We start from the raw sequence: 17,183 nt of genomic DNA, 5'->3' as shown, positions 1-17,183 counted from the left end.
TTTCTTTTGATTTACATATTATATTCGCGAATAAAGTAAGTTGGTGTGCAACTCCAAGCATGACAATAGCTGTTAATGAGTGGACTTCCATATGGAGAAAAGCTTTTATTTTCTGGGTTATAAAGTTCCCAAAACGTGTCAGCTCCATCTTTAACCATTTCACCCCAATATGTTTTGATTTGTTTAACAGCTTTTTCTTTCTCATTTACTAATAATAAGGCTTCTACCAAGTAGTGATACATATACGGCGTTGTAATCCCGATTTCAGGTTTCTCTGAAAGTAAACGATGGAGGAGTTCGTTATTCTCTTTTGGACCTAGTACTTCGGCTAACACCATCCAAATTTGACTTGCCCATGAAACTTGACGATTTTCCCCACTTATAAAAAACTTCTTATCTTCATCCCATAAATGACGTTTAGTAGCTTCTGTAATTTCCTTTAACTGTTGTTTTAGACATGTCACTTTTTCATCTTCTAAAACTTCTGCTAATTTAATCGCATGCTTGATCGCATAGATTAGAATAGCTTGAGAGGCGGCTTGCTTATTTAAATCATCATTCCAATCAATAAACGACCACCATGTCTTACTATCTTGGACAATGTGTTGTTCATTGAGTCTTGTTAGAGCAATTTCAATTTGTTGATAAGCAGTAGGCCACAAGTCTTTTAACGTATTTTCATCTTTCACATAAAAGTAGTAATCATGCAGTGTTGTCACAAAGAGCAATGAATAATCAAACAGATATGTGTCATCTGGAATTAACTTTGGTGAGATGAATAGATTTGCCGTTACTTGACCATTTGTATTTGTTACCCCTGCAAATAAATATAAGCATCGCTTTACTAAATCATTATTTTGGAATGTTTTATAGTTTGCGAGTGCTTGTAATCTTAAATCACCTAGCCATAACCGTCTATCACGCTTTGGCCCATCTTCAAACACTTCTTGCATACAATCTTGTAATGTTTTCATACTTACTTTGTCAATTGTATGAATCAGTTGATCCTTATAAGAAAAAGAAGGAACCTCACTAGGATTAGCAGACGTTACAGTATGACACTGAATATCGTCAAATGTGACCTTATATTTTGTAGACGTATCTAATACTTCAACTTTGACGTAGCGGAAACTGTAGCGACGGGATAGCTCGATATCATTTGGTAACACATCAATATACATCGTTTCTTCTTGAAGCCAAGAGCTACTAATCCAGCCGCTATAGGTTGAAAAAGGCTCTGCCATTTCAATAGGCATCTCTCCAAATGTTAACTTAAGATGTAATGGTGCATCTGGGGGGCTACCGATAGGCGTGACTGTCATTTTAATATAACCTACTTGGTGAGTACCGAAATCAAGAATAAACTGATCTCCTTTTCCGTAAGTTTTTGAAGAAAGTGAAGAAGCCTTTTCTTTCTTTTTTACTTCCCAACCATGAACAACATCCACATTTCTTACTACTTCTACAAAGTGACTGGGATAAATGATGTCACGAATTAAAGCCGGTTTTAAATCTTTCGCCTTTTTTATAAAATCCACATTGTGTTCAATTGTATGTTGTTTAGCTTGTTGAATGCTTACCATTTTGTATTCCCCCTCTATATTTATATTGCTGGATTCTCTTTTTCCTCTTCTTTCATACGATGATCAAGTTCAGCACGAATGGCTGGATACATTTTATCTAATCTATAAAAACACATGATAATCATAGAGATAACAACCATAATTGCAGGGATAATGAGAAAATTCAATTTAATAGCTAATAAAGCAGAAGATGTCTGCGTTTCATTTGGTACATAATTTCCCTTCGTTAATAACCAGCCTGAAATAGCTCCTGTTCCAGCCATAGCGACTTTCCCAAGAAACCCGTTAAGAGCTGAGATAACGCCTGCTGCACTGATTCCTGTCTTCCACTCTCCATAATCAACAGGATCTGCTTGCATTGAAAAGTAAATACTTTGTCTCAATCCATGCCCTAAAGCTAACACAACGGCTCCAATAAGCAATAATGGTACATTCACATTTGCAATCAACATGATCAGTATACCTGCTAAATTAATAGTACTAGCGATCATAAATACTGTTCTTTTAAGCATTCTCTTTGCAAAAAGCGGCGTGATAAAGGTTCCGATAATAGGAACAAATGCCATAATACTTGCTACAATAGCAGCTAGATCAGCACGTCCTACATTATAAGTAAAATAGTAAATTAAAGCCCCTTGTTGAAAGAAATAAGATCCCCACATAAAAAGAATATTGAAAGCGAAAATGTACCATGGTGTATTTCCTCTCAAAGTAGAAAATGCTTGTTTTACAGTTATCTTTTCTTGTCGGATTTTCACTTTCTCTTCTACTGTTTTAAAGGTAACGAAAAACAGCATTGTGCCAACTATCGCAAAAATAACAATCGTCCAAAAGAATCCTTGCGCCTGCGATCCATTCCCAAGAGTTCTTACCATTGGAAGTGTAAGAGCACTCACTGCTGTAGCTCCAATTGAAGCAAAGATAATTCGAACGGTTGCAAGCATCGTTCGTTCTTGTCCATTACTTGTTAAACTAGGTAAGATAGAGGCTAAAGGAATGTTTACCATTGTATAAGCTAAGGAAAGTCCCAAATAAGTAAAATAAGCATAAACTAGCTTTCCTACTGGTCCAATGTCCGGTACATAGAACGCTAGAATGGCTAGCAATCCGAAGGGAATTGCTCCAATTAGAAAATATGGTCTTGATTTTCCCCACTTTGTATTTGTTTTATCAATAACAACTCCCATTGCAACATCTGCTATACCATCAATAACCCTTGTTAAAAGAAATAATATTCCAACTTGAGCTGCGGCTATCCCTACAACGTCCGTATAAAAGAACATTAAATAGAGCGTTATCGTTTGCCAAATTAAATTGCATGAAAAGTCCGCAATTCCGTATCCAATCCTTTGTGGCCATACCCCCGTTTTTGAAATCATTCAAATCTCCCCACTATTTATTCAACAATTTTCTTTCTCTAAAAAATGTTAGCTAACATCTTACACTTATATTAAAACGTTTTCTGAATGCGCTAACAATAATCCTTTCACAGAATAATGTGGTCATTTTACAGGTTAGTATGACATAAAAAATAAAACAATATAGAAAAAAACATCCCTTATAGAGATTTTTCATCCGCTCTATCAATTCCTGACTTTTTGCCACTAGCGTAAAATCCTTGAATGATTTCAAGTGCTCTACGTGGCCCCGCGCGCATTGCGATGTCCAAGGACGATTGTTTGCAAGTTCAATGACTTCATCTAAATCTTTGAAAATCATCGGTAAAACCAGTCCGAATATTTCTTCTTGTATAATCTGAGAATCTTGCTTTACATTAACAAGAACAGTTAATTCATCATAGTATCCTGGTGTTATATTTACACGCTTTCTACGTGTTAATCCTTACGCTCCTTCTTTAACCGCTCTTTTAACCCCCTCTTCTCTTAAACAATGCTATCTCCATATTAAGTTAATGAGAAAGGGGGAACTTTTTCTCTCTTATACGTTTGCCACTCAAACAAAGGAATTTATAAAATTCTCTCTCATAAATTATTGTAGAATCATTTTTATTAATATACAATATGATAGATAAAACGCAAAGAGCTTCCATATATCTCTTATAGACACAAATACGAGATACTTCGGTATCCTTTTTCAACTGACTTTTCTTCCTGTTTAAAAAGGGGTTCTCTTCATTTTCTACTTGACTGGCTTTTCCGAAATAAAAGCTGAAACTTATGAAGCCTTATCCCTTCTATTCAGCATAGAGAAAGTTTTTTACTATATTGGAGAATGTATTTTAGTAAACTTAAAAAGAAGATATTGATTTGCCTTATTTGCTCTACAAAGGGAATGGTTCTCTTTTTGCAAAACTTATGGAGGGATATATGAAATATTTAGTGGGGATTTTAGGTCTCCTTATTGTATTCGGACTAGCTTTTTTAATAAGTAAAGACCGGAAAGAAATTAAATATAAACCACTTTTGGTCATGGTCATTTTACAACTTTTGTTGGCAATTGTGCTTCTTAATACAAAGTTTGGGTTTGTTGTGATTGATGCCATTGCCACAACATTTTCAACGCTATTAGATTACGCCAGCGCAGGGATTGTTTTTGTTTTCGGTGGCATTGCAAATGACGGGGAAGCTCCCTTTTTCTTAACTGTTCTTCTTCCGATTGTGTTCATTTCAGCTTTAATTGGCATCCTGCAGCATATTAAAGTACTTCCATTCGTCATGAAATGGATTGGGCTTGGCCTTAGTAAAATTAATGGCATGGGAAAACTTGAATCTTACAATGCCGTTGCTTCAGCAATTGTTGGGCAATCAGAAGTATTTATTACAGTTAAAAAGCAGCTTGATAAATTACCTCCACACCGACTTTACACACTTTGCACGTCCGCAATGTCGACGGTTTCAATGTCAATCGTCGGAGCTTATATGACGATGATTGAACCTAAATATGTTGTAACGGCCATTGTTTTGAACTTGTTTGGTGGATTTATGATTGCTTCAATTATTAACCCATATAAAGTATCACCTGAAACAGACCTTTTAGAAGCGGATCAAGACGAAGAAAAGCAAACGTTTTTTGAGATGCTAGGTGAATATATTTTAGATGGATTTAAAGTAGCGGTTATTGTGGGTGCTATGCTTATTGGATTTGTCGCACTAATGGAAGGAATTGATAACGTTTTTGAGATGATTTTTGGCGTTACATTCCAACATTTGCTTGGCTATGTTTTTGCTCCATTCGCCTTTATAATGGGGATTCCTGCATCTGAGGTGGTTTCAGCTGGAGGGATTATGGCAACGAAGATGGTAACAAATGAATTTGTTGCCATGATGAACTTATCTGAAATGGCGTCTGAGTTTAGTCCAAGAACGTTAGGTATTGTCTCTGTATTTTTAGTTTCATTTGCTAACTTTTCTTCAATCGGAATTTTATCCGGAGCTGTTAAAGGACTAAGTGAAAAACAAGGTAACGTTGTAGCTCGTTTTGGGCTTCGCTTACTATCCGGAGCTGTTCTTGTTAGTTTCTTATCAGCCATTATCGTCAGCTTCATTTTATAGCCTATAAAAAAAGAACTTCATATGAAGTTCTTTTTTTCGTTTCAGTACTTTTTATCATATAATTTCTAAGTTTTCTTTTCCTATTTTATCAAGTGTATATCTTAATTTCTGCTCTGCTTTTGGATAATGCTAACGAACATCAGTAGAATGTCGCTTAATAATCTGATGCTCAACAGTAATCTTCTTACGCTCCTTTGAAGATGTTGCAAGCTGTTTCAACAAGCAATCTGCAGCTTCATATCCTAATTTGTAGATATTGATATCGACAGATGTTAAAGAAGGAGTTGAAACCTCTGCGAGCAAGAGATTGTTGAAACTTATCACAGAAACAGCTTTTGGAACAGAAATATCTAATTCAGCTAAAATATAAAGTACTTTAAGCGCTACAAAATCATCTGCAACAACTAGAGCTGTTGGACAGTCTTCTAAACTCATAAGATATACTATCTCTTTTTTCATTTCTTTTTCTGTTAGCTCTTCATGGACAATATAACGACTACTTAATGAAATCCCTTTCTGTTGGAGAGCTTTTTTATATCCTAGTAAGCGATCGTTTGTAAACATAAAGCTTATATCTCCGCCAATAAAGCCAATACGCTCATGACCGAGTCCAAGCAAGTAATTTGTAGCTTCTTTGCCTGCTTTGTAATTATCATTATCAATATATGTAATTTGTTCTTCATTTTGAAACGGCTTGCCAATTACCGTAAAGGGAAAATTGACTTCTAAAAGATAATCAATAATCTGGTCGTCCTCTCGTGAATAAAGCATCACAATCCCATCAACCCGTCTTCCTTGTACCATGCCAACAACAGCTTCATAAATTTCTTTTTCTGTTACTCCTGTTGAAATGAGTAGTGCATACTTTTCCTCATGTGCTTTCGTACTTATGCCCCGCAACACTTCAGGGAAAAAAGGATTTTGAAAGGCCTTTTCAGCAGAACTTGGCATCACAAGACCAAGCGTTTTGGTTGAGCTATTCGCAAGACTTCTTGCGTTCAGATTAGGATGATAACCTAATTCCTCCATTGCTTCTCTTACCCGTCTTTTTGTTTTTTCACTTATTCTTGTATTGTTTGCAATAACTCTTGAAACCGTTGATGGTGCTACATTGGCTAGTTTTGCTACATCCTTAATCGTGACTGCCATAATCCTTCCTCCTAATCTATCTTCTACATATTATTGTAAACGAAATGTCCTTACTTTTTGTAGTTATTTTTGGTTCTTTTCCTCCGAATGCTTGAGAATTTTTTAAAAAGAACGTTTATAGGCGTAATGATTATTATTCTAATTCATTTGTTTATTATAAAAGATGGGTTACATATAGAACTAATTAGCCTTAAACTTTTTCTTATTAGCGCAATAATAGTGGATCTTTATTTTCGCTTAACATGAAAATATCTTATAATACGTAAAAGCCACTGGATACAAAGATTCCAACGGCTTTCCACATAATAATATACCCCACTAGTACTTTAAAACTTTAGCTTATCTTTTAATAATATCTATCTTCCTTATCTTGATAATGTTTTCTTTCAAAATAATATTTATCTTCTTTACACCATCTGTCTTTCTTATTACATCTACCAAACATACATTCATCTCAATTCATACGGTTACGCTTACCAAACATACATTTATCCCAGTTCATACGGTTACGCTTACCAAACATACACTCATCCCAGTTCATACGGTTACGGTTATCAAACGTACATTCATCCCCGTTCATACGGTTACGCTTACCAAACATACATTTATCCCAGTTCATACGGTTACGGTTACCAAACATACACTCATCCCAGTTCATACGGTTACGGTTATCAAACATACATTCATCCCCGTTCATACGGTTACGCTTACCAAACATACATTTATCCCAGTTCATAAGTTATCACTCCTAAAGTGAAAAATGATTTTCAATGTATTATACGTTTTTTTAAAAAAATACGCTTGTACTCATAACTAGTTTTAAGCATTGCTCTCTTTAGAGATAAGCTCATATCAATGAACCCTTCTATCTTACATGAAGAAGTAGGATAGAAAGGTTCATCAATTATTCATATCTTTAAAAATCATTTTCTTTTGATGGAAGAGCAGAAAATCATAGTGAAGTTAAGTAATGAATCATCATCTTAAATTCATTTGTACGATTTCCTTCGCTATCAAACAAATAATCCATTCTTAACAATGTAAACCCATCAAACTCATGAGCAGAAATCTTTTCTGCTGCATTTTTAAATCCCCACTCGTTTCCTGTTAAAGCAAGAGCATTTTCTCCATTCAACGAAATTCCTCGTTCCTTTGCTAGATTAGCAATTTGAGCAACTAATGTTTCAGGAGCACTATAATTAAGGAGATTCGTATGCTTGACTATCCTTCATCTCTAGGCATGTAAAAGTAAGGGCTAAACGAGATGCTTTAAATTGAGCAAGCAGTTTAGCATAGTTATAGTATCCTGCACTATATTCAGCAGAGTGTGGCATAACGGGATCGTTCATCTTCCAATGAACACCTGAAATTTTAGCTCCAATTGGAACATTAAAAAGAGGATCAAATCGCTTATGAGCGGCTTTCGCTATTTTTGATAAGTGCTGTTCAAGAGCTCCTTGATACCACATCATAAAATCTTTTCCATATTGAGAATGATAAACTTCACCAGTTGTGAAAAAAGAATCTCCATTATTTGGTGGCTTTATATCTTCCCAACTTCTTAGTTTCTTTCCCCAAGCATTGTTCACATTTTTTAATGTAGTATACTTTTTACGCATTGCCTTTTGAAAATCTCGTTCCGCTCCTTCTGAATAAGCTTGAAGCTTCCCTCGTTCAGGATACTCCCAGTTGTCCCCACCTTGATATGAAGGATATCTTATTTCCCCTGCAGGCCCTCCACTTAGATAGATTTTTACAATAAGCTCTCTTTTATCTACGAAATGATGTGCGAACGATTTATACAATTCATCATATTGCTTTTCCGTTCCTTTCCACCATGGTGCAAGAGATTCTTGATTGATATAGCCGCTTTCACTTTTAAAAGCCATGTTTTCTATTTTATCTTTATTCCATAACCACGCTGGAATAGGATAATCACACTGATCTCCAACATTTCCACCACATTGGTGAGTAGATAAAATCGGAACCCATTTTAATCCAGAATCTTCAACAACTTCAGCATACTTTCTATAATAACTCCAATCAAACTGATTATCTCCTTCTCCTTCAACAAGCCCCCACCATATATCTGTTGTTAAAGCATATACGCCATTTTCCTTTAATTGATCTAACTTTTTCTTAAAGTCTTCCCAATCTGCAATCTTTTTTAAAGGAGCCATAACATATAGCTTATAATTTTCGTTAGTTTCAGCTTGTGCTGGTGAAAGAAAAGCGGTAAAAACGAGTGAAAGAGCTAAGCAAGCACACCATAATTTTTTCATTGATTAAACTCTCCTTCTTTAGTGTAGTGGAAAACTAGTTTATGAATTGAATAAGAAAAAACACAAGCCACCCCCTTTAACAGGAACCTTTACTTGTGTTTTCTCTGTGCTGAACTGTTTATATTTTTACTTCTACTCCAAAATGATCAGATACAATAGGTTGCTCTGTTCCATTAAAAACCGTTTTTGAACAACGTGGTTGAATTGAAACGTTCGAAAGAATAAGATCAAGACGGAGGTTTTGTGTGTTTTGCCTCCACCCATCTATCTTTCCCCCTACTGTTATTCCATGATCTTTTTCTTCTGCCTGATTGTATAAGTCGTAAAGCCCCTGACTTAGTAAGTAATCATAGCCTTCTCCTTTTATACTCGCATCATTGTTGAAGTCTCCCATTAAATAAAAAGCTTGCTCTCTTTTAACATTTGCAAGAAGGGTATCAACTTGAGACTGAAACGGCTCTTCTTTATCATCCCACCAGCCGAGATGACAAGAATAAAACGTCATGTTTTCTCCGTTATAAGAGATGCGAGCTCCAACAACTTTTCTTGTTTTCCAGAAATTCCGGTCTTCACTTTTAGAAATGAAAAAGGAAAACCATTCATTAACAGGATGTCTTGTAAGAAGAGCTACTCCTTCCTCAAATACGCTGTAGCCCATATGAGAAAGATCCCATATAAATTCGTAGTGTTTCTTTCCTATTCTTTCAAGCTCTTTTTTTAATAAAAAAGCATAGTTGTCTTCTCTTACATTTTCATGGATGAATGCTGAATCTTTATGCTGACTAACCTCTTGGAGAGCAATCACATCATACTCTTCATTGCTAATTTTTTCAGCGAGTAGGGCTAGTTTATCTAACTGATTTTCTTCCTGCCATGAATGACAATTTAATGTAAGCAGCTTCATCCTGCTATGCTCCTAACACATCTTGAATATCTGATTTCAATACATCTGCTTTTGGTCCATAAATAGCCTGAACACCTTTATCTTTTAGAATAAGACCAAGCGCTCCGTTCTTCTTCCATTCTTGTTCATCTGCTACAAGGTTTGTATCTTTTACGGTTACGCGTAAACGCGTCATACAAGCATCAACTTCTTCAATATTCCCTTGCCCTCCTAAAAGACCAATAATAACAGGTGCAAGTGAATCGTTTTTGACAGAAGTGCTTTCCTTTCCTTCTTGTTCTTCTTCAATATAGTTTCCGTTTCGTCCTGGTGTTGGGAAATTAAATCGTTTGATCATAAAGTTAGCAACAGCAAAGTTTAATCCAAAGAAAACAAGGCAGGCTAGAACGAAGTTGAGTAAATCGAGCCATAATCCTGCTTTAACAATCATTGGTGTTCGCGTAATAAGTTCGATAACCCCAAATGCATGAACACGGACATCAATGATGTCAACGACTGCAAATGCAAGCCCTGTCATAATAGCATAGATAATATAAAGAATTGGTGCTGCAAACATAAACATAAATTCAATTGGTTCTGTTACTCCTGTTAAAAATACAGCTAAGCCAGCAGATAAAAACATTGATTTATATTTTGAGCGTTTCTCACGATCAACATTTCGGTACATCGCAAGTGCAATTCCGATTAATGCTGCGCATGATAAAATCATCTGTCCAACTTTAAAGCGGGCAGGCGTTACATCATTTAATAATGCTTTATAGCTTTCTGTATCTCCTGCTGAAAGGAAGTTATTTAAGTCTCCAACCCATGCAAGCCATAATGGATCTTGCCCTGCAACAATGGAACCTGCTCCAGGACCCGTTAAAATTTTATATGTTCCTCCAAGTTCTGTATAGTTCACTGGAACCGTTAACATATGGTGAAGCCCAAATGGAAGCAGAAGTCGTTCTAATGCCCCAAAAACAAACGGAGCTAGGATTGGCGCACTATCACGAGATGTTGCAATCCATTGTCCAAAGCTGTTTAATGACCCTTGAATAAATGGCCATATAATAGAGAGAATAAGAGCGGTTACAACAGAACCTGCAATAACAACAAATGGTACGAATCGTTTTCCATTAAAGAATGAGAGCGAATTTGGAAGTTTATCATAGTTATAATATTTATTAAAAAGATTAGCACCTAAAAACCCAGCAATAATTCCAACGAAAACTCCCATGTTTAGCGCTGGTGCGCCTAAAATAGATGTGAAGTAATCTTTTACAATAAGCTCTTGCCCAAATAAAGATTGAACAGTTGCATCAGGATCTGTAAGCATCTCACTTTTCACACCAAATATTGCCCCTGTAATTCGGTTCATTAAAATGAATGCGATTAAAGCAGCAAATGCTCCTCCCGCACGTTCCTTTGCCCATGAACCCCCAATTGCAACAGCAAATAAAACATGAAGGTTGTTAATTATCCCCCAACCGATATCCTCCATAACTAGTGCAATCGTTTGCGCAAAGGAGACGTCTGCTCCCATCATTCCGACAAGCTTTCCAAGTGATATCATAATACCAGCTGCAGGCATGACCGCTACAACAACTAATAATGCCTTTCCAAACTTTTGCCAAAAGTCAAACGAAAGAAACTTTTTCATCTTCATTTCTCCTCCCTTTTGAAAAATCTAACCCCTATGTCTGCGCTTACATTTATTAGTCATTTGAAACTCAGTTTTTTCTTTCAATCTAGTCTATACACTCTTGCTTCATACGGTTGTAATACAATATGATTAACATTTTGTTCTTCCTTTATATCATAGTTGCTTAATAACAACTGATATGCGCTCCCTTTATATTCTAAAGGTAAATGGAAGTGAGCACATTCTTTAAATAAATTTACCATAACAAGTACTTTTTCTTCTCCTAGTGTTCTTGTATAAGCATAAATTTTGTCATCTTCTTCAAGAATAAGATGGTAGTCTCCATAAACAAGAACCTCTTTTTCTTTTCTAAGACTAATAAGCTTCTTATAATAATGATAAAGAGAATAAGGATCATCTAAAGCTTTTTCTACATTGATATTTTTATAGTTTTCATTGACCTTTATCCATGGTGTTCCTTCCGAAAATCCTGCATTTTCTGTTCTATCCCACTGCATCGGAGTTCTGGAATTGTCACGCCCATTTTTCCAAATGATTGGCATGATTTCTTCATGAGACTTTCCTTTTTCTCTTTCTTCCTTATATAAGTTTTTAATTGCTACATCATTATAATCTTTAATGGAAGAAAATTGAACATTTGTCATCCCAATCTCTTGTCCTTGATAAATAAAGGGCGTTCCTTGCATAAGAAAATACATTGTTGCTAAAGCTTTTGAGGATTCTAACCAATAGTCACCGTCGTCTCCCCATGTCGAAACAGAACGTGGCTGATCATGATTTTCTAAAAAAAGCGCATTCCATCCGATATTGTGCAATCCTTTTTGCCACTTTGTGAGTACTTCTTTTAATGTACGGATGTCAACCTTCCCGTCTATCCCTTTTCCCCAAAGATCTAAATGTTCAAATTGGAAAACCATATTAAACTTTCCTTCTTCTTCTCCAACCCAAAGGGAGCCATCCTCAACACTTACACCATTTGCTTCTCCAACCGTCATAATATCATACTTGCTAAATGTTTCTCGTTTTAACTCTTCTAGAAAAGCTTGGATTCCCTCTTTGTTCATGTGCCCGTCAAAAGAGGAAACATAGCGTTTACCATCGGGATTAGGCAGATCTGGTAATCCTTTAATTTTTTTAATATGAGAAATAGCGTCAACCCGAAAGCCATCAATTCCTTTATCTAGCCACCAGTTTACCATCTCGTACAAATTCTCTCTTACAGCAGGATTTTCCCAATTTAAATCGGGCTGTTTTTTTGAGAAAACGTGCAAATAATAGTCGTCTGTCTCTTCATTGTATTCCCAAGCAGAACCTCCGAAAATAGACTCCCAGTTGTTTGGCTCTCTTCCCTCTTTTCCATCTCTCCAAATATAGTAGTCTCGATATTTATTATCTATTGAAGAGCGAGACTCGATAAACCAAGGATGTTCATCTGACGTATGATTAATCACAAGATCCATAATGAGTTTCATTCCTCGTTTATGTACCGCTTCTAACAATTCATCAAAATCGTCTAATGTACCAAACTCTTCAGCAATTGCCTTGTAATTGCTAATATCGTAACCGTTATCATCGTTAGGCGATTTGTAAATCGGACTAATCCAAATCACATCAATGCCAAGCTCTTTCAAATAATCTAACTTTGATAAGATTCCTTTAATATCCCCAATTCCATCACCATTAGAATCCATAAAGCTTCGAGGATAAATTTGATATGCAACCGCTTCCTTCCACCATTGTTTTTTCATATGAACCTCCCTTTCTATATTTTTAAAATACCACATTCAAGATACTTAGCGCAATCGTTTGCACAAATTTATTATTGAAAAGTTTTACAAAGTTCGAAAGACACACAACTAGTGTCCAAACACTTTTTTTCACGATGAATATTGTAAAAAGAAAACCTTTATAAGGAGTGGTAGTATGGCTATAATCTCAAATTTTCCGGAGCACTTCATCCGTGAGCATGAAACATGGCACCATGAGCATATGAACATGGGGAATCTTCGCGCGGGAGATGGCATCGAATTTCTTTCATTTCACCGTGAGTTTATGAAAAGATGTCTCGAGTGGTATAACAGTCAAAGATTAAATCCAGACTGGGTTGAACCATGGCGTGCTGTTCCTAATCAAATTAAAAGACATGAGGGATGGACAAGAGAACTTGAAGAAGCTGAAAACCGTATTCGAAACAACCCTTCTTCTTTCCGCTCTGGCGACGAACTTGGACGCTTTTTACAGGAAACGTCTTTGCACGATGCTGTCCATGTATTAGGAAGCGAAGTATTTGATGAGCCTGATTTTGGTCGCATTTCTCTCTCTCCAAGAAGCACGCTTTTTTATAACTGGCATCGCCTTATTGATAATTGGTGGAGAAGTGTTGAAAGAGGATAAGGAAAAGGGGAACTTGGTATCCAAGTTCCCCTTTTTTCATTGAAGAAGTCCTTCTCTTTTTAAATACTCTTTTGCGACTGTTGAAGCTTTTTCTCCTTCCACGTTTACTTTATAATTCATTTCACGCATTTCATTGTCGTTAATTTTTCCACCGAGTTTGTTTAACGTATCACGAAGTTCAGGATACTCTTTTAATGTTTCTTCTCGCAATAACGGAGCGCCTTGATATGGCGGGAAGAGATGTTGATCATCCTCTAGCACAACAAGGTTATATTCTCGTAATTCACTATCTGTTGAATAAGCATCTACGACCGTAATGTCTCCTTTTTTTACCGCATTGTAGCGCAGCTTTGGAGCCATCGTCACAACACTCCCAAGCTCAAGGTTATATTTCTTTTGGATTCCTTTATAGCCATCTTCTCGGTCTGTAAATTCACCTGTAAATCCAGCTTTCATGCTGTTTTCAACGGCTTTCAAATCTGAAATTGTTTTTAAGTTATATTCTTGTGCAAGCTTTTTCGGAACAGCAAGCGCATACGTATTATTATAGTTCATCGGTTTTAATAACACTAAATCGAATTTTTCTTTCATTCCTTCTTTAGCTTGATTATACACTTCTTTTCGATCCGTACTTATAGGAGGCTCTTTCAAAAATTCATTAATTGCTGTTCCCGTAAATTCAGGATAAAGGTCAATACTTCCTGATTTTAGAGCGCTATAGACAAAGGATGTTTCTCCAAATCCAGGCTTAGTTTCTACTGTTAAATCTGTATCTTGCTCAATCAAAAGCTTGTACATATTAATTAAAATTTCGGGTTCTGCTCCTAGCTTTCCTGCAATTACAAACTTCTCTTTCCCACCATTTGCTGCAAAAGGAATGATAATAACAAGTGCAATAGCTACAATAAAGGTCGTTAAAACAACAATAGACTTCTTAAATGAAAGCTTTTCTAAACGACGCAATATCACATCAAAAAGAATAGCTAAAATAGCAGCAGGTACAGCTCCAATAATAATGAGGTTTGTGTCATTCCGATCAATTCCAAGCATAATAAGTTCCCCAAGACCGCCCGCTCCAATGAAAGCGGCAAGCGTCGCTGTTCCGATAATTAATACGGTCGCTGTTCGAATTCCTGCCATAATAACGGGCATTGCAAGCGGAAGTTCTACTTTTAACAATCGTTTTCGACCGTTCATTCCCATTCCTTTGGCAGCTTCAATGAGTGAGGAATCTACTTCTTTTATGCCTGTATATGTATTTCTTAAAATAGGAAGTAGGGCATACACAATAAGTGCAATAACCGCTGGAACTTTTCCAATCCCCATTAAAGGAATAAGTAATCCAAGAAGAGCGAGTGAAGGAATGGTTTGCAAAACAGCAGTAATACCAATTACCACCTCTGCTATTTTCGGCTTTCTTGTAATGTAAATGCCGAGCGGAATAGAAATCACGACGGCAAAAAGTAAGGCGATAAAAGAAATTTGAATATGTTCTAGTAGGGCGCTTAAAAGATCCCCTTTTCGTTCTCCTACTGCATCAATAAACTGATTCATGTTTGTCATCCTTTTCATCTTCTGTTTCTGCTAAATATTGAATAACCGTCTTTCGATCGATTTTCCCTATCACGAAACCTTCTTTTTCAACAGCTACTTCCTCTTCAATTTTTAAAGAAGCTAGCACTTCTTTTAAAGAAGCAGTAGCGGAGATTTTAGGTAAGGACTGAAGAGTATCGTTTTCTAGAAGTACTGAGCTTAAAAGCTGCTCTGCCTTTATTTCTTTTTCTAATGAAGTTTTCTGCAGCCCAACAAACTTTTTCACAAAATTGCTCTTAGGATGATGTACAATCTCCTCTGGTATTCCAATTTGTTCTATTTCCCCATCTTTCATAACGCAAATACGCGTACCGAGCTTTAACGCCTCTGACATGTCATGCGTAACGAAAATAATGGTTTTGCGAATCTTTTGCTGAAGACGAATAATATCATCCTGTAGCTTTTCGCGACTTAGAGGATCAAGCGCACTAAAAGGCTCATCCATCAGAAGAATATCAGGATCTGCTGCAAGAGCACGAACAACACCAACCCGCTGCTGCTCTCCTCCTGAAAGCTCATCTGGTTTACGATTTCGATACTGCTTTGGATCTAATCCAACCATTGTTAACAACTCATCAACGCGTCCTTTAATCTTCTCTCGACTCCATTTTTTGAGTTCAGGCACAATCGCAATGTTTTCAGAAACTGTCATATGTGGGAAAAGAGCAATTTGTTGCAGCACATAACCGATATTGTAGCGAAGTTCATGGATATCATAACCTTCAATACTTTTGTTATGAATATAAATGGTTCCATCTGATAAATCGACTAAACGATTGATCATTTTAAGTGTTGTTGTCTTTCCACATCCACTTGGTCCTACTAATATAAAAAATTCGCCTTCTTTTATTTCTAAGTTTAGAGAATGAAGGACTTCCTTACTATCGTATCTTTTAGATACATTGGAAAATTTGATCATCTTGTTACTCCTTGTTAAGTTGTGAAATAATATGCTAAAATTTCTCTCATCTTAAAGTGTTAGATAAATAAGTATAAATTTATCTGTTTTACTTTTTAGTATAACAGCATATAGTCTTCTCTTTTTAATAGAATAAAATAGTTATCCTCTTTCTGCTAGTTTAAATAGGTAATCAACTTGTTGTTTATGAACAAGTAGGAAGATCATAGCTCTATTTTTGAAAATGCTTCCCAAGAAGTTCTTTTAAAAAATACATGTTCCGTATAGGATTATTAAGAAAGTGTGTCATAAGCTAAACCTTTTAAAAAAAGCCTGTTTGATAAAATCAAACAGGCTTTTTCACCGTGACTTCTCTTCTAAATTCCCATCAAAAACAAAGATTGTCATCGCAATATCTTCTCCGATATTAATGTCCGAAAACATTCTAATAATCTTTGCTCCAACAAGTTTTTCAAATTTCTTGACCAACTCTGGATTCTCATAAATTTTCTTAATTAAAGATGTTCTTGCTTCACGTACCATCCGTTCTCCCTCTGGGCTTTTAATCATAAATTTCTCCACGTTTGTAAGGTTTCCCTTCATCTCACTAATTGCCCATGTACCAATAAAACGAGTCGTAATTTCTCTTGGTCCATTCCCAACATGTTCTTTACGTGTTTCACGTACTAAACTGCTGAATTCATGTTCTAGTGCTCGACTCATGCCTCTATTTCCCCTTTTCTTGTTTTCTCTGTTTTCTTTGTTAACAGTAAATAACTAACGGTAAGAGCCACAATCCCGATTGACAAAAACAAACTTCCAATTTGATAGCTATTGTTTACAATAATAAAGCGTATTGTAGCGGTGATACCAATATACAATAGATAGCTTAACGGAAAGTGGTGACTTTCTTTAAAATAAGTCATAATCGTTGAGATAAAAGCAAAGTAAAGAAAAAAACTTAATACTTTTCCAAGAATATGGTGAACGTTAGTGTTTCCCTCTATTACATCATTTATAATTTCAAAAAGCTCTTTAAATAGACAAAAAATAAGAATAAAACTGAGTAAAATTAAAGAAAGGTTTAATATCCATTGATAAAGCGAGATTAAATAATTCCTTCGTTTCATCACAATCATTTTTAACATGTTTCTTTCTCCTGTTCTATAAAGTTCTTTAACAAGAAATAATGCTGATAGAATTCGTTTAACTCCCTCCTCTTT

16 protein-coding genes are annotated in these 17,183 nt (G+C 35.9%); 2 read left to right on the top strand and 14 right to left on the bottom strand.

Translation table 11 applies throughout. The annotated features are described in order from the left end of the window. Positions 1-11: 11 nt before the first annotated feature. From MOC86_RS25180 to MOC86_RS25170, 3 genes are read right to left on the bottom strand one after another with little or no spacing between them, the layout of a single operon-like run. Complete coding sequence (locus tag MOC86_RS25180; protein WP_268586645.1) at positions 12-1,583, bottom strand: sugar hydrolase; 1,572 nt, start codon at positions 1,581-1,583, stop codon at positions 12-14. A 20-nt stretch (positions 1,584-1,603) separates the two neighbouring features. Further along, entirely contained in the window at positions 1,604-2,962 is a 1,359-nt protein-coding gene (locus MOC86_RS25175) for a glycoside-pentoside-hexuronide (GPH):cation symporter (protein ID WP_268586644.1), read from the bottom strand. Positions 2,963-3,014: 52 nt separating this feature from the next. Further along, the gene (locus MOC86_RS25170; RefSeq protein WP_268586725.1) at positions 3,015-3,335 is read right to left on the bottom strand and encodes a hypothetical protein; all 321 of its coding nucleotides are present in this window, start codon (positions 3,333-3,335) and stop codon (positions 3,015-3,017) included. A gap of 575 nt (positions 3,336-3,910) precedes the next feature. Here MOC86_RS25170 and MOC86_RS25165 point away from each other — a divergent pair. Next, a complete protein-coding gene (locus tag MOC86_RS25165; RefSeq protein ID WP_268586643.1) occupies positions 3,911-5,095 on the top strand; it encodes a NupC/NupG family nucleoside CNT transporter in 1,185 nt (394 codons plus the stop codon). 129 nt (positions 5,096-5,224) lie between these two features. On the opposite strand, the gene MOC86_RS25160 is transcribed toward MOC86_RS25165, so the two are convergent. The 7 genes from MOC86_RS25160 to MOC86_RS25130 all read right to left on the bottom strand — a co-directional run bounded on the left by MOC86_RS25160 (position 5,225) and on the right by MOC86_RS25130 (position 12,823). Next, positions 5,225-6,244: a LacI family DNA-binding transcriptional regulator gene (locus MOC86_RS25160; protein ID WP_268586642.1), complete on the bottom strand. Its 1,020-nt coding sequence runs from the start codon at positions 6,242-6,244 to the stop codon at positions 5,225-5,227. Between the two features lie 454 nt (positions 6,245-6,698). Beyond that, positions 6,699-6,980: a hypothetical protein gene (locus MOC86_RS25155; RefSeq protein ID WP_268586641.1), complete on the bottom strand. Its 282-nt coding sequence runs from the start codon at positions 6,978-6,980 to the stop codon at positions 6,699-6,701. Positions 6,981-7,196: 216 nt separating this feature from the next. Further along, positions 7,197-7,412 carry a family 14 glycosylhydrolase gene (locus tag MOC86_RS25150; protein ID WP_268586724.1) on the bottom strand — a complete coding sequence of 72 codons (216 nt, stop codon included), beginning with the start codon at positions 7,410-7,412 and terminating at the stop codon, positions 7,197-7,199. 31 nt (positions 7,413-7,443) lie between these two features. Next, on the bottom strand, positions 7,444-8,526 hold the full coding sequence (locus MOC86_RS25145; protein ID WP_268586640.1) for a family 14 glycosylhydrolase: 1,083 nt from the start codon (positions 8,524-8,526) through the stop codon (positions 7,444-7,446). A gap of 118 nt (positions 8,527-8,644) precedes the next feature. Next, on the bottom strand, positions 8,645-9,430 hold the full coding sequence (locus MOC86_RS25140) for an endonuclease/exonuclease/phosphatase family protein (RefSeq protein ID WP_268586639.1): 786 nt from the start codon (positions 9,428-9,430) through the stop codon (positions 8,645-8,647). A 4-nt stretch (positions 9,431-9,434) separates the two neighbouring features. Then, positions 9,435-11,072, bottom strand: coding sequence for a PTS transporter subunit IIBC (locus MOC86_RS25135; RefSeq protein ID WP_268586638.1), 1,638 nt, complete (start codon positions 11,070-11,072; stop codon positions 9,435-9,437). Positions 11,073-11,155: 83 nt separating this feature from the next. Beyond that, positions 11,156-12,823, bottom strand: a complete 1,668-nt coding sequence (locus MOC86_RS25130; protein WP_268586637.1) for a glycoside hydrolase family 13 protein — start codon at positions 12,821-12,823, stop codon at positions 11,156-11,158. Between the two features lie 175 nt (positions 12,824-12,998). Between MOC86_RS25130 and MOC86_RS25125 the strand changes: the two genes are divergently transcribed. Next, positions 12,999-13,469, top strand: a complete 471-nt coding sequence (locus MOC86_RS25125; protein ID WP_268586636.1) for a hypothetical protein — start codon at positions 12,999-13,001, stop codon at positions 13,467-13,469. Between the two features lie 36 nt (positions 13,470-13,505). Here MOC86_RS25125 and MOC86_RS25120 read toward each other — a convergent pair whose 3' ends face one another. The 4 genes from MOC86_RS25120 to MOC86_RS25105 all read right to left on the bottom strand — a co-directional run. Further along, positions 13,506-15,023, bottom strand: coding sequence for an ABC transporter permease/substrate-binding protein (locus MOC86_RS25120; RefSeq protein ID WP_268586635.1), 1,518 nt, complete (start codon positions 15,021-15,023; stop codon positions 13,506-13,508). Next, positions 15,007-15,981, bottom strand: coding sequence for an ABC transporter ATP-binding protein (locus MOC86_RS25115; RefSeq protein ID WP_268586634.1), 975 nt, complete (start codon positions 15,979-15,981; stop codon positions 15,007-15,009). The genes MOC86_RS25120 and MOC86_RS25115 overlap by 17 nt, the downstream gene beginning before the upstream one ends. A 339-nt stretch (positions 15,982-16,320) precedes the next feature. Beyond that, on the bottom strand, positions 16,321-16,683 hold the full coding sequence (locus MOC86_RS25110; protein WP_268586633.1) for a DUF2294 domain-containing protein: 363 nt from the start codon (positions 16,681-16,683) through the stop codon (positions 16,321-16,323). Further along, the coding region (locus MOC86_RS25105; protein WP_268586632.1) for a phosphate-starvation-inducible protein PsiE at positions 16,680-17,183 on the bottom strand (504 nt) is incomplete at its 5' end. The genes MOC86_RS25110 and MOC86_RS25105, both read right to left, overlap by 4 nt.

This window comes from Priestia endophytica (genome assembly GCF_026790145.1).
GTDB classification, from domain to species: domain Bacteria; phylum Bacillota; class Bacilli; order Bacillales; family Bacillaceae_H; genus Bacillus_I; species Bacillus_I endophytica_A.
The sequence above is the reverse complement of the archived record's forward strand: the minus strand, read 5'-3'. Positions and strand labels throughout refer to the sequence as shown.